The following is a 22,304-nucleotide window of genomic DNA, read 5'->3' as shown; positions in this document are numbered from 1 at the left end:
CAGAGGGGAGTCCGTTGATGGTCGAGGGTGAACGCCGCGCCACCCGTCAAAGGCGCGCCGTCGAGGAGGCCCTGCGCAATACCGACGATTTCCTGTCGGCGCAGGCCCTACACGCACGCCTACGTGAAGGAGGCGACACCATCGGCCTGGCCACCGTCTACCGTTCCTTGGCCGGGCTGGTCCAGGACGGACGGGCCGACATGATCCGCCGCCACGACGGTGAAGCCATCTACCGGTTGTGCTCGACCACCGAGCACCACCACCACCTGGTCTGTCAGGACTGTGGGAAGACCGTGGAGATCGAGGTCCCCCAGGACGAGGAATGGGCCAAGGAGGTCGCCCGCAGGCACGGCTTCTCCGACATCTGGCACACCTTGGAGATCTTCGGTACCTGTGAAGACTGCGCCAAGCCCTGACCCCCGCGCGTGAGCAGATCAAGCTCCTACGGGTTCAGGACACCAGTTTCAGCCCGATGATCCCAGCCATGATGAGACCGATGCACACCATACGGGCTGCGGTGGCCGGTTCACCGAGCGCGACAATGCCGTAGACCACGGTCGTCGCTGCCCCGACCCCTACCCAGATGGCGTACCCGGTGCCCACCGGAATCGATCGCAGGGCCCAGGACAACCCGCCGAGGGAGATCAGGCTTCCGGCGACGAAGGCCACCAGCGGTAGGGGACGCCGCCACCAGTCGGGCTGGGCGAGCGCGCTGGCCCACATGGTCTCGAACATGCCGGCGACGACGAGGACGATCCAGTTCATGACGGACTCCGTTGCCTCGCCGTCGTCGTGTCCGGGTACGGCGGGCCTCTCGTCCGGGGTCACCTCCACCGTCGAAGGGCCGATTTCAGGCTAGCAAGGGCGGCCGGGGAGGGTCAGCCCCGCCGAGCGATCAGATACCCCTGCGGTTGGTATTCGTCCGGCTCGGCAGGGCGTTCGGCACGGAAAACCACGGTGAATCCCGCGTCCTCGGCGAGCCTCTGCATCTGCCCCGGATCGAGCCAGTAGACGTCGAAGGCGACACCCAGGGAGATCCCGCCTCGGCGGGCCTCGCCTCCACCAACCTTGTAAGCCGCAGTGAGATATCCGCCCGGGCGAACCACCCTGGCGAGCTCGGCGAAAGCCGCCGCACGCTCTTCCCGCGGCAAGAAGATCAGCGAGTACCAACAGACCACACCGGACAAAGAGGCGTCCTCGAAAGGCAGCTCCCGTAGATCACCGACCTCGAAGGTGAAACCGGGATGTTCGCGCCGAGCCACCCGAATCATCTCCGTGGACAGGTCGACTCCACGGGGAGATAAGCCCAGCGTCGTCAGGAAGGGCACCAGTCTCCCGGTACCGCAGCCGATGTCGCCGACCAGCATCTCTCCTGCGGTGGAATCGGCAGCCCCTCGCACCAATTCACCGAACAACCCCAGGACGGCCCGCTCGGCCGGTGCCTGGGCCAGATGCCCTGCCAGGCGTTCGGCGTAGACCTCGGCGAGCCGGTCGTGGGACTGTCGCAACTCGTGGGTCCTCGCATCCATGACCGCATCATGCCCGACGGTTCCGACAGTCTCCTGGTAGCCGAAGAGCGCCCCGGTCAGACCCCCGCGATCAAGACGACGCCGGCCAGAGCAGCGATCACCCCGACCATCTGGATCGGACGCATCCGTTCGTGCAGGAAGATCGCCGCCATGGCCACGGTCACCACCGGATACAAAGAGGCCAGCACCGTGGTCACGGACACCATGCCCAAGGTCGTCGAGATCCCCAGCAGAAGGTTCGCCCCCACATCGGTGATCCCCACCGCAGCGAGCACGGGTAGCTCACCTGGCTTCACCCCGCCCACGCTCCGGGTGATCACCGCTGCCATCACGAAACCGGTGACACTCGTCGCCCGCATCCCGAGCATGGTGGCCAGCGCCGAGACCTGCGAACCTCGGGCGATCGCGTACACCGTGACCCCGAAACAGATCGCGGCGAGCACCGCCAGCCACACCGCCCGTGCCTTCACATGCGGCTCGCCACGCAGCTCCGGCCCTGAGGCCAGCACCGCTCCGAACAACGCCAACACGATTCCGGTGACCTTCACCGCGCCTGGCCGCTCACCGCCGAGGAAGGCGATGGCCACCGGCAAGATCGCGCCAGTGGCACTGATCGGGGAGACCACACTGACCGTGCCGCTGGCCAGAGCCGTGTAGAAGAAGATCAACCCCATGGCCCCCGCCGCGCCGGCGCCGACGGCCCACGGTAGCCAGGACCAGTCGTCGGGGATCCCGACCACCGCGACGACCAGGACCAGGAAGACCAAGGAACAGGCCTGCGAGACACCCACCACAGCGGCCGCTGGACGGCGGCGGGAAAGCATCCCGCCCAAGAAGTCGGACCCGCCGTAAGCGAGTGCAGCAGCAAGAGCGACGAGGGGTCCGAGCAGCGCGTTCATATCCTTCTCAGACTAACGTCCGCCCACCAGCTGTTCAGCATGCGTTCGCTGCCGACTGTTCTCGGCCGGAGTGCGTCTTCCGGTGTCCTCCTCATGACAACAGCTGGGGGCAGCACTCAGAAGAAGTGCTGCCCCCCACCGTTCGTCTGTGCTGAAGAACTCAGGACACAGCTGGTCAGCCGATCGATCCACCCAAGGGCGAAGCAGGCGGTTCAGGTGCTTCCCCGGAGGCCGAGCCTCCTGAGAAACCGCCCAGATGTTCCGGGCTGGACTCGTGAGCGCTGCCCGGTGCGTGATCGGGAACCGGCAGCGGGTCGAGGTCCTTCTTCGCGCCGACGAAGGTGAACTTCGCTTCCTTGCCCTCACCCTCGACATCGACCGACACCAGCTCACCGGCACCGATCTCGCCGTAGAGGATCTTCTCGGAGAGCACGTCCTCGATGTCCCGCTGGATGGCCCGGCGCAACGGCCTCGCGCCCAGCACCGGGTCGTAGCCCTTCTTCGCCAGGAGCTTCTTCGCCGCAGGCGAAAGCTCGATCCCCATGTCCTTGTCACGCAGACGCTCGTCGAGACGGGCGATCATCAGGTCGACGATCTGCACGATCTCGTCCTCGGTGAGCTGCGGGAAGACCACGATGTCGTCGACCCGGTTGAGGAACTCCGGCCGGAAGTGCTGCTTCAGCTCGTCCTGGACCTTGTTCTTCATCCGCTCGTAGTTACTGGCGCCGGCGGAGGAGTCCGGGGCGAACCCGAGGCTGACCGCCTTGGAGATGTCCCTGGTGCCCAGGTTGGTGGTCATCAGGATGACGGTGTTCTTGAAGTCGACGACCCGGCCCTGGGAGTCGGTCAGGCGGCCGTCCTCCAGGATCTGCAGCAGGCTGTTGAAGATGTCGGCATGGGCCTTCTCGACCTCGTCGAAGAGCACCACCGAGAACGGCTTGCGGCGCACCTTCTCGGTGAGCTGGCCGCCCTCCTCGTAGCCGACGTAGCCGGGCGGGGAGCCGAACAGGCGCGAGACCGTGTGCTTCTCGGCGAATTCGGACATGTCGAGGGTGATCAGGCTGTCCTCGTCCCCGAAGAGGAACTCGGCCAGGGCCTTCGCCAGTTCGGTCTTACCGACGCCGGTGGGGCCGGCGAAGATGAACGAGCCGCCGGGGCGACGCGGATCCTTCAGACCGGCGCGGGTACGCCGGATCGACTGGGAGAGCGCCTTGATGGCGTCGTCCATGCCGACGATGCGCTTGTGGAGCTCAGCCTCCATGTTGAGCAGCCGGGTGGACTCCTCCTCGGTCAGCTTGAAGACCGGGATACCGGTGGAAGCAGCCAGGACCTCGGCGATCAGCTCCTCGTCGACCTCGGCGACGACGTCCATGTCACCGGACTTCCATTCCTTCTCCCGCTTGGCCTTGGCGTCGATGAGCTGCTTCTCGTCGTCGCGCAGCTTGGCGGCCTTCTCGAAGTCCTGCCCGTCGATCGCGGCTTCCTTCTCGCGGCGGACGTGGGCGATCTTCTCGTCGAACTCGCGCAGGTCCGGCGGTGCGGTCATCCGGCGGATACGCAGTCGGGCCCCGGCCTCGTCGATGAGGTCGATGGCCTTGTCCGGCAGGTACCGGTCGTTGATGTACCGGTCGGCCAGGTTCGCCGCGGCGATCAGGGCCGAGTCGGTGATGGAGACCCGGTGGTGCGCTTCGTAACGGTCGCGCAGTCCCTTGAGGATCTCGATGGTGTGCGGCAGGGTCGGCTCGGCGACCTGGATCGGCTGGAAGCGGCGTTCCAGAGCCGGGTCCTTCTCGATGTGCTTGCGGTACTCGTCGAGGGTGGTCGCCCCGATGGTCTGCAGTTCGCCACGGGCCAGCATCGGCTTGAGGATGGAGGCCGCGTCGATGGCGCCCTCGGCAGCACCGGCCCCGACGAGGGTGTGGATCTCGTCGATGAACAGGATGATGTCGCCGCGGGTGCGGATCTCCTTGAGGACCTTCTTCAGCCGTTCCTCGAAGTCGCCGCGGTAGCGGGAGCCCGCGACCAGCGCGCCGAGGTCGAGGGTGTAGATGTGCTTGTCCTTGAGGGTCTCGGGCACCTCGCCCTTGACGATGTCCTGCGCGAGACCTTCGACGACGGCCGTCTTACCGACGCCGGGCTCGCCGATGAGGATCGGGTTGTTCTTGGTGCGCCGGGAAAGCACCTGCATGACCCGTTCGATCTCTTTGCTCCGCCCGATGACGGGGTCGAGTTTGCCTTCGCGGGCGGCTTGGGTCAGGTTGCGTCCGAACTGGTCGAGGACGAGGCTGCCCGCAGGCGTGCCTTCCTGGGTCGACTGGCCGCCGACCCCCGCCGCTGCGGTCTCTTTACCCTGATATCCGGAGAGCAGCTGGATGACGGTCTGCCGCACCCTGGACAGGTCTGCGCCCAGTTTGACCAGCACCTGGGCCGCGACGCCCTCGCCCTCCCGGATGAGGCCGAGCAGGATGTGCTCGGTGCCGATGTAGTTGTGGCCCAGCTGGAGTGCCTCACGCAGGCTCAGCTCGAGGACCTTCTTCGCCCGCGGGGTGAACGGGATGTGCCCGCTGGGTGCCTGGGTGCCCGTGCCGATGATCTCCTGCACCTGCTCGCGGACCGCGTCCAGCGAGATGCCGAGACTTTCCAGAGCCTTCGCGGCGACGCCTTCACCCTCGTGGATGAGGCCGAGCAGGATGTGCTCGGTGCCGATGTAGTTGTGGTTGAGCATGCGCGCTTCTTCCTGCGCAAGCACGACCACCCGACGCGCCCGGTCGGTGAACCGTTCGAACATGTAACCCGCTCCTCGCTATCGAGATACCTCGATGCTATCGGTGCTCTTGCCTGGACTGCCTGCTCCCGTCGGATGCAACCGGGCTCACCGGAGGGTCCGGACAGTCTCTTCTCTTGTCTCCACGAACGCCCTGACCGGCTTCGTGATTCCGTTTCTTCCGGATGAATCCGGAGAGAAAGGCGATGTTCGCTCTGGGCGTACCCCCGGCAGGGCCGATGACCCGGAGTCCGATAGGCACCACCTCCTGGCAGCATGGGGGACGTGAGCACCCCCACGCCGACCACAGTCTTTCCCCCCATCGTCGACATCTCCTGGCTCTCAAGTCATCTGCGCGACGATGATCTCGTTCTCCTCGATGCATCCATTCCGCCGAACGACCCTAGGGGACAACGCATCCCCGGTGCACGACGGTTCGACCTCGAACACGACTTCTCCGATGACGACAGCTCCCTCCCACACTCCATGCCCAGCCCGGAGGCCTTCACCGAACGGGCCCGCAAGCTGGGGATCAGCACGGAGAGCACCGTGATCGTCTACGACATCCATGAGCTCTACTCCGCTGCCAGAGCCTGGTGGATGTTCCACGCCATGGGCCACCCCCGGATCGCCGTACTCGACGGTGGACTGGACGCCTGGATCAACGCCGGGCACGACCTCGAACCGATTCCCGACGAGCAGGAGATTCCCGAAGGGAATTTCACGGCCCGCCCTCGTCCCGGCGCCATCATCGACGCCGACACCATGACCGTGCTCCTCCAGGACCCGGCGTGCGCAGTCGTCGACGCACGTAGCCACGGCAGGTTCACTGGAGTCGACGCCGAGCCCCGGCCCGGTCTGCGCTCCGGGCACATGCCGGGCGCCACCAATCTGCCCTACCTGGCCACGCAACAGGACGGCCTGATGAAACCCGCCGCCGAGCTTCGATCCATGATGGACGAAGCCACCGAAGGTCATCCGAATGTGGCCTTCAGCTGCGGATCAGGGGTCACCGCCTGTGTCACCGCACTGGCCGCCTGCGTCGCCGGATACGACCCTGGGCTCGTGTCCGTCTACGACGGCAGCTGGACCGAGTGGGGCGACCCGCAGTACGGGCACCCGGTCGTCACCGGCCCGGAGAAAGGCGACTCTGCGCCAGTGGGATGAGATCGGCCGGTCGAGCGGTACGGGGCGTCGATACCTCGGCCCCTGGGCCCCGCACCGCTCACCGCCCGTGCGCGGATCACAGATCGCGCACGGAGGGCTCGGCCAACAACCGGACGACTTCCCGAGCCGCTTCGGCCGAGGCTGATCGTCGGGCTGCCGCAGCCATCGCTCGACAGGTCGCCATGTCGTGGGCACGCAAGGCCGCCCGTACCCGAGGTACGCGAGAAGGCGCCATCGACAAGCTGTTCACCCCCAGACCCACCAGGACACAAGCCAGCAGAGGATCACCGGCGGCTTCTCCGCAGACACCGACAGGTCGGGTCGTCCCGATCTCCCCCGGGCCCGCCGAACAAGCGCCTTCGCAGGTGATCGCCACGAGGTCCAGAAGGGCAGGCTGCCAAGGGTCCAAGTAACCCGAGAGCGCGCTGTTCATCCGGTCAGCGGCAAAGGCGTACTGGGAGAGGTCGTTCGTACCGATCGACGCGAAGTCACACACCTGCAGAAGCTCCCGCGAGCGCAGTGCGGCAGCGGGGATCTCCACCATCGTTCCGGCGGTGGACAGTCCGACGGCCCGGACCGTTGCGGTAAAGATCTCGGCGTCGGCACGAGTCGCCACCATCGGTGCCATCACCCAGACGTCTGCGCTGGTCTGCCGGGCAGCGTCAGCGATCGCGCTGAGTTGTACGGCCAGCAGGTTGTCCACGCTGCGCTGCAGCCGCAGACCACGGACGCCCAGGGCGGGGTTCTCTTCGGCAGCGGCGGGGACGAAGGGCAGGGGTTTGTCCGCCCCGGCGTCGAGGGTACGAACCACGACCTTCTTCCCGGCGAAGGCTTCGAAGACCTCCGTGTACATCCGGGTCTGTTCTTCGCGGGTGGGGGCCTGGGTCCGGTCCAGGTAGGCGAATTCGGTACGGAAGAGGCCGACTCCCTCGGCGTCCGTTCCGGCGGCGGCTTTGGCGTCCTGCGGTGTACCGATGTTCACCAGGAGTTGGACGCGGGCTCCGTCCTTGGTCGCCCCGGGGCCGGAGGCTTCCGCGCAGAGCGCTGCACGGGTGGATTCCTGTTTGCGTGCCGCCGCGATCTGGCTCTCCGCGGGCCGGAGCAGGACCGTTCCGGTCGCGCCGTCGAGCAGGACCTTCTTGCCTTCAGGAAGAGTGAGGGCGTCGGTGGCGCCGACCACGGCCGGGATGCCGAGCTGAGCCGCCAGGATCGCTGTGTGGCCGGTCCGTCCGCCTTCGCTGGTGATGAAGCCGACGATCTTCTTCGGGTTCAGCCCTGCCGTCTGGGAGGGGGCCAGGTCGCGGGCGACGAGCACTGAGGGGCTCTTCACTGCGGGGATGGTCGGCTCGGGGACGCCGAGCAGTCTGCATATCGCTCGGGCGCCCACGTCACGCAGGTCGGTGACCCGTTCGGCCATGTAGCCACCGAGTTGGGTCAGCATGTCGCAGTAGCTGTCTACGGCGTCGTTGAGGGCTTGTGCTGCGCCGGTTCCGGTCGCGAGCCGCTCGTCGACCGCGGCGGTCAGGCCGGGGTCGCGGGCGATCATCACGCTGGCTTCAAGGATCTCCTTGGCAGCAGGGTCTGCAGCGGCGGCCTGTTTCTCCAGGGCGACGGCGACTTCTTCCAGCGCGGTGCGGATCCGACGGGCCGATTCCTTCTGGTTGGCTGTCTTCGGCTCGTCAAATGGCGGATGTGGCATCTCGGCGAGACGGACCACCGGTCCGACGGCGATGCCTTCGCTGACGCCGATGCCGTTCAGAGTGCGTTCGCTCATCGGCTCACTCCGAGTCCAGGTCGCGGGAGAGGAAGTTCACCAGGCGTTCCAGGGCCTCGTCAGCGCCCTCGCCTTCGGCGGTGAGGGTCACTTCCTCGCCGTGGCGTGCACCGAGGGTCATCACGCCCAGCATGCTGCGCCCGTCGACGGGGCCACGGTCGCCGCAGGCGATCGTGACCGGAAGCCCGGTAGACATCACCTCTTGGACGAAGAGGGAGGCCGGACGGGCGTGCAGACCGACAGAAGCAGCAACGGGCACAGTGCGGACAGCCATGATTTTCTCCTCAGGGACGGTTGTCGATCAGCTATGAGCTGATGGTGTCTGGGGTTGCGCCGGAGGGTTCGTCCCGATGGGGATCGCCGCGGCGCACGGCGGAAAGTGATGATCGGGCGGCGTCGACGACGGCGTCGATCTCCACCCCGGCTCGAGCAAGGACGATATCGCCCGGGCCGCTCTCGCCGAAGCGGTCAACGCCCACAGCACGTCCGTAGGTGCCCAGGTAACGCCACCAGCCTGTGGTGACACCGGCTTCGATACTCACTCGAGCGGCGACCGTCGGTGGCAGGACGGCTTCTCGGTAGGCGATGTCCTCGTCCTCGAACCATTCCAGGCAGGGCATGGACACGACCCGGACGCCGAGGCCTTCGGCGGTCAGCCGGTCGGCGGCGGCGCAGGCCAGGTGTACTTCTGAGCCGGTGGCCAGGAGAAGCACTTCGACCTGCTCGTCGTCGCGCAGGATGTAGGCGCCTCGTACGGCACCGGCGGCGCCTGCGCTGAGTTCGGCGACCGGAGGGGTGGCTTGTCTGGCACCGATGATCGCGGTAGGCCCGGTTGCCGACTCCAGGGTGCGGCGCCATACGCCGAGAGTTTCCCCGGCGTCAGCGGGTCGGGCGACGGCCAGGCCGGGCAGGGAACGCAGTCCGGCCAGGTGTTCGACCGGTTGGTGGGTGGGTCCGTCCTCGCCGACGGCCACGGAGTCGTGGGAGAAGAGGTAGATCACGGGCAGCTGCATGAGAGCGGACATGCGCAGCGCGGGACGCAGGTAGTCGGAGAAGACGAGGTAGCCGTTGGCGAAGGGTCGGGTGATTCCGCTCAGCGCCATACCGTTGACGAGGGCACCCATGGCGTGTTCTCGGATGCCGAAGTGGACCTGGCGTCCTCCTGGTCCACCTTCCCGTCCGGTGGTGTCGACCGGGCTGAGCACATTGTCGGTGGTGCTGAGTCGACCGCAGGCGGTGTCTGCGAGATCGGCGGATCCGCCCCAGAGCTCGGGCATCCGCTCTCCCAGGGCGGCGAGGATACGAGCGGTGACGGTGCGGCTGGCTACGGGGTCGGTGAGTTCTTCGAGGTCACGGACGATGCTGTGCCACAGGTCGTCGGGCAGCTGTCGGGCGCGCAGCCGCCGGTGGAGTTCTCGGCATTCCGGGGTGGCTCGTTCTTGCCAGGCGGTGTGGCGGGCCTGCCACTGTTCACGTAGCTGTGTCCCACGCGCCGCAGCGGCTTCCCGGGAGGCCAGGAGCAGGTCTTCGGGAAGGTGGAAGCAGGCTTCGGTGTCGAGCCCGAGCACGTTTCTGGTCTGTCTGATCTCGGCTTCACCGACCGGTCCGGCGTGGGCGGCTGCAGTGCCTCCGAGGTTCGGCATGGGGTGGCCGATCCGGGTGCGGACCCGGATGAAGGTGGGGGCGTCGCCGTCCTGGGCTTCAGCCGCTTCGGCGAGGGTGCGGTCGATCCCGTCGAGGTCTTCGGCGTCCTCGAGGGTGAGCACGCGGAATCCGTAGGCAGCGAAGCGGGCAGGCACGTCTTCTGAGGTCGTGATCTGCGTGGGACCTTCGATGCTGATGCCATTGTCGTCCCAGAGGACGACCAGTTTGCCGAGTCGGAGATGTCCGGCGAGCGCGGCGGCCTCGTGGGAGAGCCCCTCCATCAAGTCGCCGTCGGAGACCAAGCACCAGATGCGGTGGTCGAAGGGGCTTTCCCCGGCCGGGCTCTGCGGGTCGAGCATGGCCCGGACCCGACGTTCTTCCATGGCCATGCCGACGGCATTGCCCAGCCCTTGCCCGAGCGGCCCGGTCGAGGTTTCCACTCCTGGGGTGACGCCGAGCTCCGGGTGTCCGGGGGTGAGTGCGTGGAGGGTTCGGGCACGACGCAGGTCGTCGAGTTCCAGGCCGTAACCGGTCAGGAAGAGTTGGAGGTAGAGCGCGAGGCTGGCGTGCCCTGCGGAGAGGACGAAACGGTCCCGCCCTGCCCAGTCGGGGTGTTGGGGGTCGTGGACGAGTCGGTGCCGGTAGAGCACGGTCATCAGGGGCGTCAGGCCGACGGCGGTGCCGGCGTGTCCGTTGCCCTTGGCCTGCACGATGTCCAAGGGCAGCACCCTGGCGTATCGGATCAGATCTGCTTCGGCCGAGGTGATCATCCCTGAGTCGTCCTTCGCTGTGGTCGCCCTGGGGCCCGTCGACTGCGGTGGAGGTCGAGGACCCCAGGACTTGATCCAGTTATGACTAGAGTAAGACAAAACTCAACTGAATGCGACCCCCCAGGTGAAGGGCCCCTCCCGGACCCGGGCCCCGATCACCCCCCGGTCCGGCCCACCCCCACCATCGCGTCCACCACGACCGGATCCAAGGCTTCCTCCAGAGCCAACAAAGCAGCCCCGATCACACCGGTGTCCTCCTTGATCGTCGACGCCACGATCTGCGTGCTCGCTGCTGCCAGCGGATGCACCCGCGCGGCCGCCACTGAGCGGATCGAATCGATGAGCAGCGGATTGTCCTCGGCGAGAGCTCCACCGACCACGACCAGCTCCGGATTCAAGGTGGAGATCGCATCGCCGATCACCCGCCCGATGTGCCGCCCCGCCCGCACCACATGCTCGGCGACCTCCGGATCTCCCGCATGCAGCAGCTCGACGATGTCCCGCCCTCGTTTCAACCCGCGCCCCCGGTCACCCAACGCCCGCCGAATGGCCTCCCCGCTGGCCACGGCTTCGGCGCACCCCGACTGACCGCACCGGCAGCGCACATCACTGGCCGGATCCGGAACATGCCCCAGGTCACCGGCGATCCCACCCACACCCCGCACCACACAGGCATTGGCCACGATCCCGCAGGCCAGGGTGATGCCGACTTTGAAGACGATGAGATCGCGCACATCCGGCCAGGTCGTCCGCCATTCCCCCAACGCCATGATGTTGGCGTCCTTGTCCACGACCACCGGAACCGCCTCCACCCCCAACCCCGGCAGAAAAGCCATGATCTCCCGGGCGATGACCACATCTGCCCACTGTCCTCCCAGGTCGGACAGGCCGCCCGGCTCCGGAGGACGGGCCATCCGGCCACCCAGCTCCACCGGACTGGGCACCCCAACCCCCACCCCCAGAACCGTCCGAGGCTCGATACCCCGCTGCTCGAGCATGCGTCGCAACCGGGTACCCACCGCGCCAAGCACCACGCCGGGACCGGCCGACATGTCCACGTCCAGGTCCTCCACGGCCACCGTGCGACACCCCAGATCGGAGACCCCGATCCGGGTATGGCTGGACCCCAGTACCACGCTGAGCAGATAACCGGCCTGTTCGTTGAACGAGAAGACCTTCGGAGGGCGCCCACCCGTACCTCCCTGGCGGGCCCGCTCCACGATCAGCCCCGAGCCCAGGAGCGCGTCGAGCCTGGACTCGACCGTCGCCCGCGCAAAGCCGGTCATGTCGATCAAGTCACGGCGGGTCAGCCCGCCCGATTCCCGGATCACCGCGAGCAGTGCGCCTGGCCCCACCTCCGAACGCAGCCCTGTACGGGGTCGGATCGCGCCGGCCCTGCGGATGGACCGCGCCCCCATCGGACGTCCCGTCTCCTCCATGGAATTCCCCTCGCGACATTGCTCAACGACATCACCAAGGCTAGCGACCGTCGATGGTTTTGACCTATAGTGACCAAAACTTGGGGCCGAACGGTCCCGGTGACGCATGAGGAGGCACAGCGATGTGCGCGAAACAGGGGCCTGAACACAGTTCCCTCACGGACCTATTACCCCCCGAAGCCATCCATCTGCATGCGTCCGCTGCGGATTGGCGTGCAGCCGTGGAAGAAGCCGGGAGGCTCCTCCACACGAGTGGAAGCACCACCGCTGCCTACACCCAACAGATGATTGCCGCCGTCGACCGGTTCGGCCCCTACATCGTCATCGCGCCGGGCTTCGCCCTCGCCCACGCCCAGGCCTCCGAAGCCGTACTCAAACCCGGCATGTCCTGGCTCTCCCTGGACGAGCCCGTGTCCTTCGGACACCCCCAGAACGACCCCGTCGACCTCGTCGTAGGGTTGGCCAGCACCGACCACGACACGCACCTCGAGGCTCTCCGGCAGATCGCCGAGATCATCTCGAATCCAGCCCGTCGCGCGGAGCTGTCCGCAGCCGACGACGCAGACCAGCTCCTCCACGCCATCGACGCCAGCCTGGGAAAGAAGGACTCATGAAGATCATCGCCGTCTGCGGAATGGGAATCGGCACCTCCATCCTCCTGAAGATGAACACCGAGAAGGCACTCGAGGCCCTCGACATCGACGGCGAGGTCGAAGCCGCCGACATCGGCACCGCCAAAGGCGCCGCTGCCATGGCGGACCTGGTCCTCACCAGCGCCGAACTCGCCGGTGAACTCGAAGACCTGAGCACCCCGGTCCGCATCGTCACCAACTTCATGGATGTCGACGAGATCTCCGAGCAGATCTCGTCCGTCGGCGAGTAGCCGACACGGCACGGTCGGGAAGACATCGTCATGCAGATCGCAAACTTCATCGTCAACCAGATCCTGTCGGTGCCGGCCTACCTGGTAGGCCTCATCACCGCCGTCGGTCTCCTCGCCATGGGCAAGAAGTCCGGGCAGGTCATCGGAGGAGCGCTCAAGGCCACCCTGGGCTTCCTCATCCTCGGCGCCGGGGCCGAAGTGGTCGTCGCCTCCCTCAAACCACTCGGCGAGCTCATCCTCAAGACCACCGGTGCCCAAGGCGTGGTCCCCACCAACGAAGCCATCGTCTCCATCGCTGCCGCCCAGTTCGGGGCACAGGTGGCCTGGGTGATGATCGGCGGATTCCTCGTCAGCCTGATCATCGCCCGGCTCACCCCGCTGAAGTACGTCTTCCTCACCGGCCATCACATGTTCTTCATGGCGACCATGCTGACCGTGGTGCTCTCCGTGGCCAAACCGCATCCGGTGCTCCAGGTCGTCGTCGCCTCGGTCCTGCTCGGCACGATCATGACGGTGATGCCTGCCGTCTCCCAGCCGTACACCAAGAAGGTCACCGGCAACGACAAGCTCGCCATCGGCCACTTCGGCACCCTCGGCTATGTCGCCGCCGGCGCGGTGGGCCAGGCCGTCGGCCGGAAATCACGCTCCACCGAGGACATCAAGGTCCCCGAAGGGCTGCGCTTCCTGCGTGATTCGATGGTGGCCACCGCACTGTCGATGGTGCTCTTCTACGTCGTCTTCTGCGCTTGGGCCTGGATCGGGCTCGGCAGCGACATCGCCTTCGCCATGCTGAAGGCCAAGGACGGCGGCGACTTCATCATGAAGGGTGTCGCCCAAGGTCTGCAGTTCGGCATCGGGGTATCGATCATCCTGTACGGGGTTCGCACCATCCTGGCCGAGCTGGTCCCCGCCTTCGAGGGCATCTCCCGCAAGGTCGTCCCCGGCGCGGTCCCCGCGCTGGACTGCCCCATCGTCTACCCCTTCGCACCCAACGCCGTACTGATCGGGTTCATCTCCTCCTTCGCCGGCGGGCTGGTCTCCTTCGCCCTCCTGGCCTGGGTCTTCGGGCCGGCGCTCGGCCTGGCCTTGATCCTGCCGGGTATGGTTCCGCACTTCTTCACCGGCGGTGCAGCCGGAGTCTTCGGCAATGCCACCGGTGGCCGGCGCGGCGCAGTCTTCGGAGGATTCACCAACGGGGTACTCATCTCCTTCCTCCCGGCCTTCCTCCTGGGGGTGCTCGGCACGCTCGGCTTCGCCAATACCACCTTCGGTGACGCCGACTTCGCCTGGTACGGCTTCCTGGTCGGCCACATCATCAAGCTGGGACCGATCGGTGGTCTCGCCGGTCTGGCAGCGTTGTCCGCACTTCTGCTCATCAGCGCCATCTGGGTGCAGAAACGTTTCGTGGATTCCGGCTGGGAACCCGCCGCGAAACGCACCGCTTGGCTGAACGAACAGAAGGAGCAGGCCAAGGCCGCCAAAACAGCAGCCGCGGCCGAGGCAAAAGCTGCCAAGCAGAAAGCAGCTGCGGCGGCTTCTTCGAAAAACGCCTCGTCCACGGACGACGAAGCCGCTCCGACGGAGGCCAAGGCCTGACCCGACAAACACCTGTGGTGGGGGCTTCGTCGCAGAACGGGCCCCCACCACAGGTGTTCCCCGAAAAGGTCAAACACGGATCAACTTCCCGACGGAGGACCCTCTGCCGGCACGGCACGGTGCGCGTCCTGTGGGGGATGCCACAGATCCAACCCCAGCCGCGGATACAAGGCCGCGAACCCACGGTCGACCCCGGCCACCAGTGCAGGAAGAACATGCCCACCCGACGGAGACTCCAGGTAAACGCTGTGCGCACCTGCGGCAGCCGCTGCTGAAGCACCTCGACGGGCCCCGGGAAGATGTCGGGTGTCATCGGCACAGACCGTGAACACCATCCAGGTGTCCGGCAACGACACCTGACCCAGCAGCTGAGGGACGGCGGTGTTCTCGTACGCCGCCCGGTCGCCGTGGAAGATATCGGCCAAGGTTTTCTCCGGACGGTCCGACCCGGGGAATTCCTCCCCGGAGATGTTCAGCGCATTACCCCAACGTTGAGAATGCCGCGCAGCGAACCGAGCCGCGCACAGGCCGCCGTTGGAATATCCGGCGACGGTCCACCCTGACCGGTGTCGGGAGACATGGAGATGCCGTTCGATCCAGGACACGACATCAGTGTTGACATAGGTCTCCACTGCGCCACGCGCAGCAGTGTCCATGCACAGGGTGTCCACATAACTGCTCCCCAGCTGGTCGGCCACCACCACGATGGGGGCCAGCCCGCGATGCCGGACAGCCTCCCTGTCCAGCGCATCAGCGACATGGGTCAGATCCGGACTGCCGGGTGACCCCATCATCATCACCACGACCGGTAACGCAGGAGCATCCGGAACCAGTGCAGCCGGCGGAAGGTAGAGACCCGCAGGCCTGGCTCGGAATCCCGAGACCTCACCGGGTATCTCGACCGCGACACGACGTCCGTGCTCCAGCATCCCCGCCGGCGGACTCCACCCCTGGGCGACCCACTCCGCGGTGTTCTCCGTCCGGCTCGGCAACGGCGGCAGCTGATCGACTCCGACCGGTCGAGAGGAACTCCTGCCCATCAAGGACCCGATGTCCCCCAACAAACCGTAGGAGGCGTTCACCCCTACTGCGGTTGTCACACCGACCGGTATCAACAGGACGAAGGCCAGGACACGCCGCAGACCAGGACCCTGCCCCACCGCGACACAGCCCAACCCGAGGACAGTAGACGCTGCGACCAACCAGGCCCGTGCACCCGGTGGGATACCGCCGGGAACCCATGACAACACCTGGTCGGCCAGGACAGTGACCGTGACACCTACCGCTGCTCCGATACCAGCCGCCACGGCCAAGGCAGGACAACGACGGTGCCCCTTCAGCGACGGTACGTTCACCAGGAGCACCACGCACAGCGCCATCACCGCATAGGTCACCGCCTCGGCGGCGACCCCCAGCACCGGCAGGCGCAACAGAGCAGAGACCCAGGGCATCTGCCACAGGTCTGCCTGGAAAGAGAGGATCACCGGGTCGGCCCCGAAACCCGCTCCGATGAAACCTTCTGTTCCTGAGCGCGCCGTGACCCTCGAATCAGGCTGCTGACCTGCCAGAGGTCGCCGAGATCAGCGTCAGGAAGATAGGCCCGCGCGATGGCTGTGCCGATCGCCGGAAGCGCCGCAGGGTCGGGGTAGAGCAGGTAGAGCGGGCGGTAGGTGGGCTGGAATTTCGCTTTGAAACGCAGCAACGAACGGAAGCCGTACACCGGCTCGAGCTGTTTACCGACCTTTTCCAAGACCGAATCGACAGCGGCCGGGAAACCCGCCGGTCGCGAAGGCATTTCTTCCGCCGTGGTCACCTTCGCCAGGGGAGCACCGGAAAGACTGAGCTCCTCGTATCCCTCCGCCTTCAGGTCCAGTGCGGCCTGCCCGATCAGCACCTCCATCGTGTGTCGGAAACCATCAGGCCGACGGCGCATGAAGTCCAGGGTCCAGCCGACGAGTCGCCCGTCCCGATGGATCGGCAGCCACGAAGCACAACCATGAACCACGCCCACGCTGTCGGACACCAGGAAAAGCCGCACGTCGGTATCTGCGATCTCGGCCAGCCCGCCGAGGGTGAAACTCATCTCGGGGAGCGTCTGCTCCCCGACCCATTGTTCGGAGATCTCCCTGATCTGCAGGCGCACCTCCAGCGGGGCTTCCCGCCAGGTCGTCCACGTGGTGGTGAGATTCTGCTTCTTGACGTGGTTCAGTGCTGTGCGCACATCCTGGAATTTCTTCCCCGTGAAAGCCAGGTCAGGGAGCAGAAGAACCGCTTCCTCAGCAACCTGGGTGCTCTGCCAGCCGCGGGCAGCCGTCCGCTCCCGCAGATCGGCCGTCGCCGAGTAGAAGCACACCGTCCATCCTTGTGCATCCGCATAGGACAGGAATTCGGCCAATGCCCTCTCCTGCGCAGAGGCCGGCCCCACCAGGTCGCCCGTCGTCACGGCGACCCCGCCGATCACCCGGAAGGGCACATAGGACTGGCCGTCGGCGGAGAACCAATGCCGGTTCCCCTCCCAGAGCCCCATCCACGACAACGAGCCGCCACCGTAACGAATGAGCAGTTCCCGGGCTCGTCCAGCACCCGGGTCAGCCGCCGGTGCATGGGACATGGCGCGCAACAGCGCCCCACCCATCGGCAGCCAGGTGAGGACCCCGACCCAGGAGTACAAGAAGGTCGCTTGCGGCCCCATGGGGAGAAGCGCGGGAAAAGCATCATTCATCGGAAGCAGGTACTCCAGTGGTACAAGCCTTCGCGGGGCATCCTTCGCCAGCTGGAAAGCGGAGACCTGACCTGTCCACTGGTCCGCTACGGCGAGCCCACCCACCACGTAGACGGTGAGTCCCACCGAGCACGCGCCCGTCACCCAGGCGAACAACCGCCGCACACTCCCCGTCGGCCCGGGGGTGGCGAAGAGCCTGTGGTGGAAAAGCAACAACAGGGCGAGCCCGATCGGCACAAGACAGGGGATCCACACCTCGGCGAGCTCGACCCAGCTGAGCTCGACACCGATGAACATGCCCAGCTGTTCTTCTACGTCGAGCAGGCTTCGCAGGGTCTTCAGGAAGAAACCGCCCAGAGCGATCTCGAGGACGACCACGATCATCAGCGCCAGTCGGCGGCCTCGACGCAATCCGACCGAACACAACAACAGGATCGCGGTGGGAATGAAGGTCAGCAGCAACACCCCGGGATTGGGGTCTGAAGCCAGCAGGTATTCAGCACATTCACGAGAGAACCTGTCCTCGGCACAGACCGTCGCCATGGCGTCCGACCCCCCGGCAGAGGGCAGAGCGATGGAGCCTCCCAGGATGGACAAAGGCCCCTCGGCGAAATCGGGCCAGGCTCCGACCAACGGGCCGATGGCGCCTGCGGTGATGATCAAGGAGAGCAGGACACGACGTTCGTGGATCGTTCCCAACGGTCGTGTCTCCACCCGGTGACGGCGCATCAGCCGGCCCATGAACAGACCGCAGACCACCGCAGATGTCGCCGCCACCGAAACCGCACCACCGTGGTAGAGCGCCATCGTCACCACCACAGTGGTCCCAGTGGCACGGATGCGACGTCGCCACAGATGGGTCAATGTCGCCGTGGCACACGCTGCCGCGGCGATGACAGCGACGCCGGGTCCGGCGAAGGTGAACGCCGATATCGACTCGGACCATTCCGGGAAGACTCTCCGGACCAGCATGGCGAAGAACAGGGTGCCGATGGCAGCGACGACATTGCCGATCACGGTCACCGCGAGGAAGCGATGGGAGCCCAGACGACGTTCCACCGCCACCCCGAGAACGAAGAGCAGGGCTGCGGTGACCACCGGGCCACGACTGACAAGGGCGTCCAGCGGGTTGGACGGCAGGAGTAAGGACGTGAGGGGGGTCCACGGCTCGGCCAGTAGGTCGCCGTGCCGCAGGAGGACCGTGTCCGCTAGGAAGGCTCTGGAGCTCACCGGGAGCAGATGCGCCGCAACGGTTGCGCAGGACAACCAGACCAAGGCCATGACCGTGACCGGTGAGTCGCGCAAGGCGATCCGTAGCCGTTGCCACAACCACAGGACGGTTCGACGTCGCCCTGCGCGGTACCGCTCGACGGCGGTGGGTCTATCGTCACCTGTGCTCAAAGCACGGCGCTCCTTCGTCTCGTCCGACAGCCGGGCCCTCCCACGGTGTCCGTGGGTGGTCGGCCACTGTGTTGCAGGAAGAGGTCATGTACTGACCCATCGGTCTGGCCTGCAGCCTTCTCGAGTTGTCCGTTTTACCCTCATTCTCGGGTAGGACTGTCTCAGGTTCCGCCCGAGCCCGGGTCGTCCTTACTGGACGGACCTGAATCATTCCTCCCCGACCCGGGATGGACGCTCTCACGCGCATATCGTTGCGCTATCACCGCGCACGCCATCAGCTGGAGCTGGTGGAAGAGCATCAACGGCAGCACCATCAGCCCGACAGGCTGCCCAGGGAAAAGAACCAGAGCCATCGGCAGCCCCGTAGCCAGAGATTTCTTGGTCCCGCAGAACTGCACGGCGATCTTGTCTTCCCGGTTGAAACCGCAGGCCTCGGCCGCCGTCCGTGTCGCCTGGAGCATGAGCGTCAAGAGCGCTGCCATCACCAGGGTCAGCGCGACCAGGTCTTTTCCGGAGATCTGGGTCCACATGCCTTCACGCATCCCCCGGGAGAAGGCCGAGTAGACGACGGCGACGATCACCCCGCGATCCACGTACTTCAGCCATGCTCCGTTCGCCGCCAACCAGCCCCCCGTCCAGCGGCGACTCAGCTGCCCGCACACGAAAGGCAACAGAATCTGCAGGACGAGGTCGACGACAGCTTCAGGTTGCAGAGCCACTCCGCTGCTCCCGGACATGACGAGCAGGACCAGGGCCGGAGTGAGCAGCACCCCGGCCAGGTTGCTCACCGAAGCGGAGACCACCGCGCCGGCAACATTCCCCTTCGCTATGGAGGTGAAGGTGATCGACGACTGCACCGTTGACGGAATCAGGCACAGGTAGAGCACCCCGCCCACCAGCGCCGGGGGAAGTACGAGCCCCAGCAGAGATGCGCAGAGCACCCCTACCAGCGGGAAAGCCACATAGGTGAACCCCAGGATGAGGAGGTGGAGCCGCCAATGGGTCAGCCCGCGCAAGGCTTGACGGGGCTCCAGCCGCCCCCCGTACATGAAGAAGAGAACGGCGATGGCCACCTGGATACCGATATCCAGGTGGCCTGCCGTCCGGCCCGAAGCGGGGAGCACGGAGGCGACCAGCACCGCGGTAAGGATCGCGACGATGAATCCGTCGAACTTCACCTGACCAAGAGCTGCGGCCAGCCGGCGCATCCGCTCTCTCCTCACCTCGTTCCGGACATGATCAAGACCAGGTCGGCATCAGCGGGCGAAGCCGGTCGATGACCGGGCTGATGCCGAAGACCACGATCAAGGTGCCCACGCCCACGTCGGCCTGGCAGAGCCAGCCGATCAGACAACCCACCACTTGAACGCCCAGGTAGGCCCAGCGGAAGGGGATGAGCGGCTCGACAGCGATCGCCGGGCCTTCGGTGGGACCGACGCCGAGGTCGGCGCTGAGATACCCGGCGATCCCCGAAGCCAGGAGCGCGAAGCCCAGGGCGAACTGTCCCCATTGGCCTGCCGCCCCGGATGCCTGGGGAACGAGAGGCAACACAGCTCCGGCCACCACGCCGACCAGCACGGGCTGGACGACGGTGCCGAGGTCCGGCTTCAGTCCGCGTGACCATCCGATCCCGATGAAGACCAGCCCGACGAGGACACAGACCGCGGTGAACGGCAGCCCCGAGGAAATGGTGACCCCATTGAGCAAGGTCGAATAACCGTCAGCGCCTTTCCGGGAGGCGATCAGGAAGACCACACCCAACGCCAGTACGGTGCAGGAGAACAGTAGCCAGGAGATACGCGCCGGAGTGTAGCGAGGTGCGGCGGGAGGTGTCCCGGCCTCTTCCGTGAGGAGATCGGGATCTGTTGGGGACGAGCCCACCGTGGGTCCTTTCCGTGGGTTAAAGGTCGGAACTGGAGACTAGATCGTGATCCTTCACGATCTTCCGCGCGAAAGCGGCACGTTCCAACCTGCGCAGGCGTGCCACCTCGCGGTGAAGGGCACGTGCAGTAGCGAAACACATCGCAATCATCACGAGGCTAAAAGGTGCCGCCACCAGGATGGCCATCGTCTGAAGAGCAGAGAGACCGTCGGTGAGCCCGCCGGATCTGGCCCCACCCCAGAGGAGTACTGCGGCAATGGCTCCGCCAAGTGCCGACCAGAGCACACGGGTCCAGACAGGGGGAAGCTCGTCGCCACCGGAGGCGAGCATCGCAACCACCAACGATCCGGAGTCTGCACTGGTCACGAAGAAGACGACGATCAGCAACAAGAAGAGACCGGCCAGGGCCGTCGTCCCCGGCAAGGAGGAAAGCATCTTGAACAGAGCGGTGTTCGTGGAAACGACCCCGTCCTGGATCAGCGTGCCCTCGGTCATCTGCAGGTAGATCGCGGTGCCACCCAGGATGGAGAACCAGAGGAAGGTCACCAGGGTCGGGACGAGCAGGACACCGGCGATGAACTCCCGGACGGTGCGACCGCGGGAGATCCGCGCGATGAAGACCCCGACGAAGGGTGACCAGCTGATCCACCAGCCCCAGTAGTAGGTGGTCCATCCGGCGAGCCATTTCTCGCCCTCAGCACCCTGGAAAGGCATGGTACGGAAGCTCAGCCCGACAATGTTCTGAATATAGGAACCCAAATTCTGCACGAATTCGCGCAGCAGGAAGAGTGAGGGGCCGAAAGCGAGAACCATCGCCATCAGGACGAAGGCGAGGACCAGGTTGCCATTCGACAACCACTTGATCCCCACGTCGAGGCCGCTGACCACGCTGACCATCGCGATCGAGGTGATCACCACGACCAGGGTCACCATCAGGGTCATGCTCTCGTCAGCGATTCCCAGGAAATGCAGACCTGATGTCACCTGGGTGACCCCGAAGCCCAACGAGGTCGCGACACCGAAGAGCGTCCCCACGATGGCCACGACGTCGATGATGTCTCCCCAGATTCCGCGAACGCGGTCACCGAGAAGCGGTTCAAGAGCCCACCGGATGGAGACCGGCCGCCCGCGACGGTGCACGGCCAGCGCGAGGGCCAGGGCCACCACGATGTAGATCGCCCAGGCATGCAGGCCCCAATGCAGGAAAGTCGTCGTCATCGCGTTCTGCGCTCTGGTCGCCGCAGAGGCCCCTTCGATGGCTCCGGAGCTTCCGGGCGGCGGGGTGGCGAAGTGGTTCAGCGGTTCAGCAACACCCCAGAAGACGAGCCCGATTCCCATGCCCGCGGCGAAAAGCATCGCGAACCAAGTCATCAAGCTGTAGGCGGGTTCTTCGTCGTCCGGTCCGAGGGTGACCTCACCCCAGCGGGACCATCCTGCGTACAGGCAAAAGGCCACCATGCAGGTGACCAGAAGCACGTAGTACCACCCGAGGCCGTTGATGACCGTCGTGTTTGCGGAACTGAGCACGCCTTTGAGCCAAGCTGGCGCGACGAGTGCCACGGCCACGAAAGCCAGGGTCAACGCAGCAGCGGGCCAGAAGACCCGTGGCGCTATCCCGGCCCGTAGCAGGACTGTCTTGTCGTTCGTACGTGCGGGTTTCACTGCTCTCCTCACTCACGGGCATTGTTGTGGGAGAAATCCAGCGGCATGCCCGCCTGTGTCGGCTGTCAGGATGCGCCCTTATCGGACGCCAGTCCTCCAGATTACCGACGCTTCGTACGAGTGTTCAAAGCAGCAGAGATTCAAATAGCTCACTTTTGAGCCTTCTCCATTG

Annotated in this window: 18 protein-coding genes; 5 read left to right on the top strand and 13 right to left on the bottom strand. The window is 65.9% G+C overall.

What is annotated here, in order from left to right; genetic code table 11:
- Positions 1 to 17: 17 nt before the first annotated feature.
- Positions 18 to 416, top strand: coding sequence for a Fur family transcriptional regulator (locus tag DX923_RS02610; protein WP_116112487.1), 399 nt, complete (start codon positions 18 to 20; stop codon positions 414 to 416).
- 34 nt (positions 417 to 450) lie between these two features.
- Here DX923_RS02610 and DX923_RS02605 read toward each other — a convergent pair whose 3' ends face one another.
- From DX923_RS02605 to DX923_RS02590, 4 genes are all read right to left on the bottom strand, one after another.
- Entirely contained in the window at positions 451 to 765 is a 315-nt protein-coding gene (locus DX923_RS02605) for a DMT family transporter (protein WP_116116111.1), read from the bottom strand.
- 113 nt (positions 766 to 878) lie between these two features.
- The gene (locus tag DX923_RS02600; RefSeq protein ID WP_116112486.1) at positions 879 to 1,529 is read right to left on the bottom strand and encodes a class I SAM-dependent methyltransferase; all 651 of its coding nucleotides are present in this window, start codon (positions 1,527 to 1,529) and stop codon (positions 879 to 881) included.
- A 56-nt stretch (positions 1,530 to 1,585) separates the two neighbouring features.
- Positions 1,586 to 2,428, bottom strand: a complete 843-nt coding sequence (locus DX923_RS02595) for a DMT family transporter (protein WP_116112484.1) — start codon at positions 2,426 to 2,428, stop codon at positions 1,586 to 1,588.
- 175 nt (positions 2,429 to 2,603) lie between these two features.
- Positions 2,604 to 5,216 carry an ATP-dependent Clp protease ATP-binding subunit gene (locus tag DX923_RS02590; protein WP_116112482.1) on the bottom strand — a complete coding sequence of 871 codons (2,613 nt, stop codon included), beginning with the start codon at positions 5,214 to 5,216 and terminating at the stop codon, positions 2,604 to 2,606.
- Between the two features lie 261 nt (positions 5,217 to 5,477).
- Between DX923_RS02590 and DX923_RS02585 the strand changes: the two genes are divergently transcribed.
- The gene (locus DX923_RS02585) at positions 5,478 to 6,359 is read left to right on the top strand and encodes a sulfurtransferase (RefSeq protein WP_205413094.1); all 882 of its coding nucleotides are present in this window, start codon (positions 5,478 to 5,480) and stop codon (positions 6,357 to 6,359) included.
- 76 nt (positions 6,360 to 6,435) lie between these two features.
- Here DX923_RS02585 and ptsP read toward each other — a convergent pair whose 3' ends face one another.
- From ptsP to DX923_RS02565, 4 genes are all read right to left on the bottom strand, one after another.
- Positions 6,436 to 8,133: a phosphoenolpyruvate--protein phosphotransferase gene (gene ptsP / locus DX923_RS02580; protein ID WP_116112479.1), complete on the bottom strand. Its 1,698-nt coding sequence runs from the start codon at positions 8,131 to 8,133 to the stop codon at positions 6,436 to 6,438.
- A 4-nt stretch (positions 8,134 to 8,137) separates the two neighbouring features.
- Positions 8,138 to 8,407, bottom strand: a complete 270-nt coding sequence (locus DX923_RS02575; RefSeq protein ID WP_116112477.1) for an HPr family phosphocarrier protein — start codon at positions 8,405 to 8,407, stop codon at positions 8,138 to 8,140.
- 31 nt (positions 8,408 to 8,438) lie between these two features.
- The gene (locus DX923_RS02570) at positions 8,439 to 10,547 is read right to left on the bottom strand and encodes a transketolase family protein (protein WP_116112476.1); all 2,109 of its coding nucleotides are present in this window, start codon (positions 10,545 to 10,547) and stop codon (positions 8,439 to 8,441) included.
- A 155-nt stretch (positions 10,548 to 10,702) separates the two neighbouring features.
- A complete protein-coding gene (locus tag DX923_RS02565) occupies positions 10,703 to 11,986 on the bottom strand; it encodes an ROK family transcriptional regulator (RefSeq protein ID WP_162872732.1) in 1,284 nt (427 codons plus the stop codon).
- 122 nt (positions 11,987 to 12,108) lie between these two features.
- Here DX923_RS02565 and DX923_RS02560 point away from each other — a divergent pair, with 122 nt between their 5' ends.
- From DX923_RS02560 to DX923_RS02550, 3 genes are read left to right on the top strand one after another with little or no spacing between them, the layout of a single operon-like run.
- Positions 12,109 to 12,600, top strand: a complete 492-nt coding sequence (locus DX923_RS02560; protein ID WP_116112472.1) for a PTS sugar transporter subunit IIA — start codon at positions 12,109 to 12,111, stop codon at positions 12,598 to 12,600.
- Complete coding sequence (locus DX923_RS02555) at positions 12,597 to 12,869, top strand: PTS sugar transporter subunit IIB (protein WP_116112471.1); 273 nt, start codon at positions 12,597 to 12,599, stop codon at positions 12,867 to 12,869. The genes DX923_RS02560 and DX923_RS02555 overlap by 4 nt, the downstream gene beginning before the upstream one ends.
- A gap of 30 nt (positions 12,870 to 12,899) precedes the next feature.
- Entirely contained in the window at positions 12,900 to 14,465 is a 1,566-nt protein-coding gene (locus tag DX923_RS02550) for a PTS ascorbate transporter subunit IIC (RefSeq protein ID WP_116112469.1), read from the top strand.
- 80 nt (positions 14,466 to 14,545) lie between these two features.
- Here DX923_RS02550 and DX923_RS02545 read toward each other — a convergent pair whose 3' ends face one another.
- The 5 genes from DX923_RS02545 to DX923_RS02525 form a co-directional block, all read right to left on the bottom strand.
- On the bottom strand, positions 14,546 to 15,949 hold the full coding sequence (locus DX923_RS02545; protein ID WP_116112468.1) for an alpha/beta hydrolase: 1,404 nt from the start codon (positions 15,947 to 15,949) through the stop codon (positions 14,546 to 14,548).
- Positions 15,946 to 18,588 carry a phosphatidylglycerol lysyltransferase domain-containing protein gene (locus DX923_RS02540; protein ID WP_116112466.1) on the bottom strand — a complete coding sequence of 881 codons (2,643 nt, stop codon included), beginning with the start codon at positions 18,586 to 18,588 and terminating at the stop codon, positions 15,946 to 15,948. Before DX923_RS02540 ends, DX923_RS02545 begins: the two co-directional genes overlap by 4 nt.
- Positions 18,589 to 18,749: 161 nt before the next feature.
- The gene (locus DX923_RS02535) at positions 18,750 to 19,796 is read right to left on the bottom strand and encodes a bile acid:sodium symporter family protein (protein WP_116112464.1); all 1,047 of its coding nucleotides are present in this window, start codon (positions 19,794 to 19,796) and stop codon (positions 18,750 to 18,752) included.
- Positions 19,797 to 19,827: 31 nt separating this feature from the next.
- The gene (locus tag DX923_RS02530; protein WP_116112463.1) at positions 19,828 to 20,469 is read right to left on the bottom strand and encodes a YczE/YyaS/YitT family protein; all 642 of its coding nucleotides are present in this window, start codon (positions 20,467 to 20,469) and stop codon (positions 19,828 to 19,830) included.
- A gap of 19 nt (positions 20,470 to 20,488) precedes the next feature.
- The gene (locus DX923_RS02525; RefSeq protein WP_116112461.1) at positions 20,489 to 22,132 is read right to left on the bottom strand and encodes a BCCT family transporter; all 1,644 of its coding nucleotides are present in this window, start codon (positions 22,130 to 22,132) and stop codon (positions 20,489 to 20,491) included.
- Positions 22,133 to 22,304 lie beyond the last annotated feature (172 nt).

Origin of the sequence: Austwickia chelonae (assembly GCF_003391095.1) — a bacterium.
GTDB lineage: Bacteria > Actinomycetota > Actinomycetes > Actinomycetales > Dermatophilaceae > Austwickia > Austwickia chelonae_A.
Note: the sequence above shows the minus strand (reverse complement) of the source record. Positions and strands in the feature narration are given on the sequence as shown.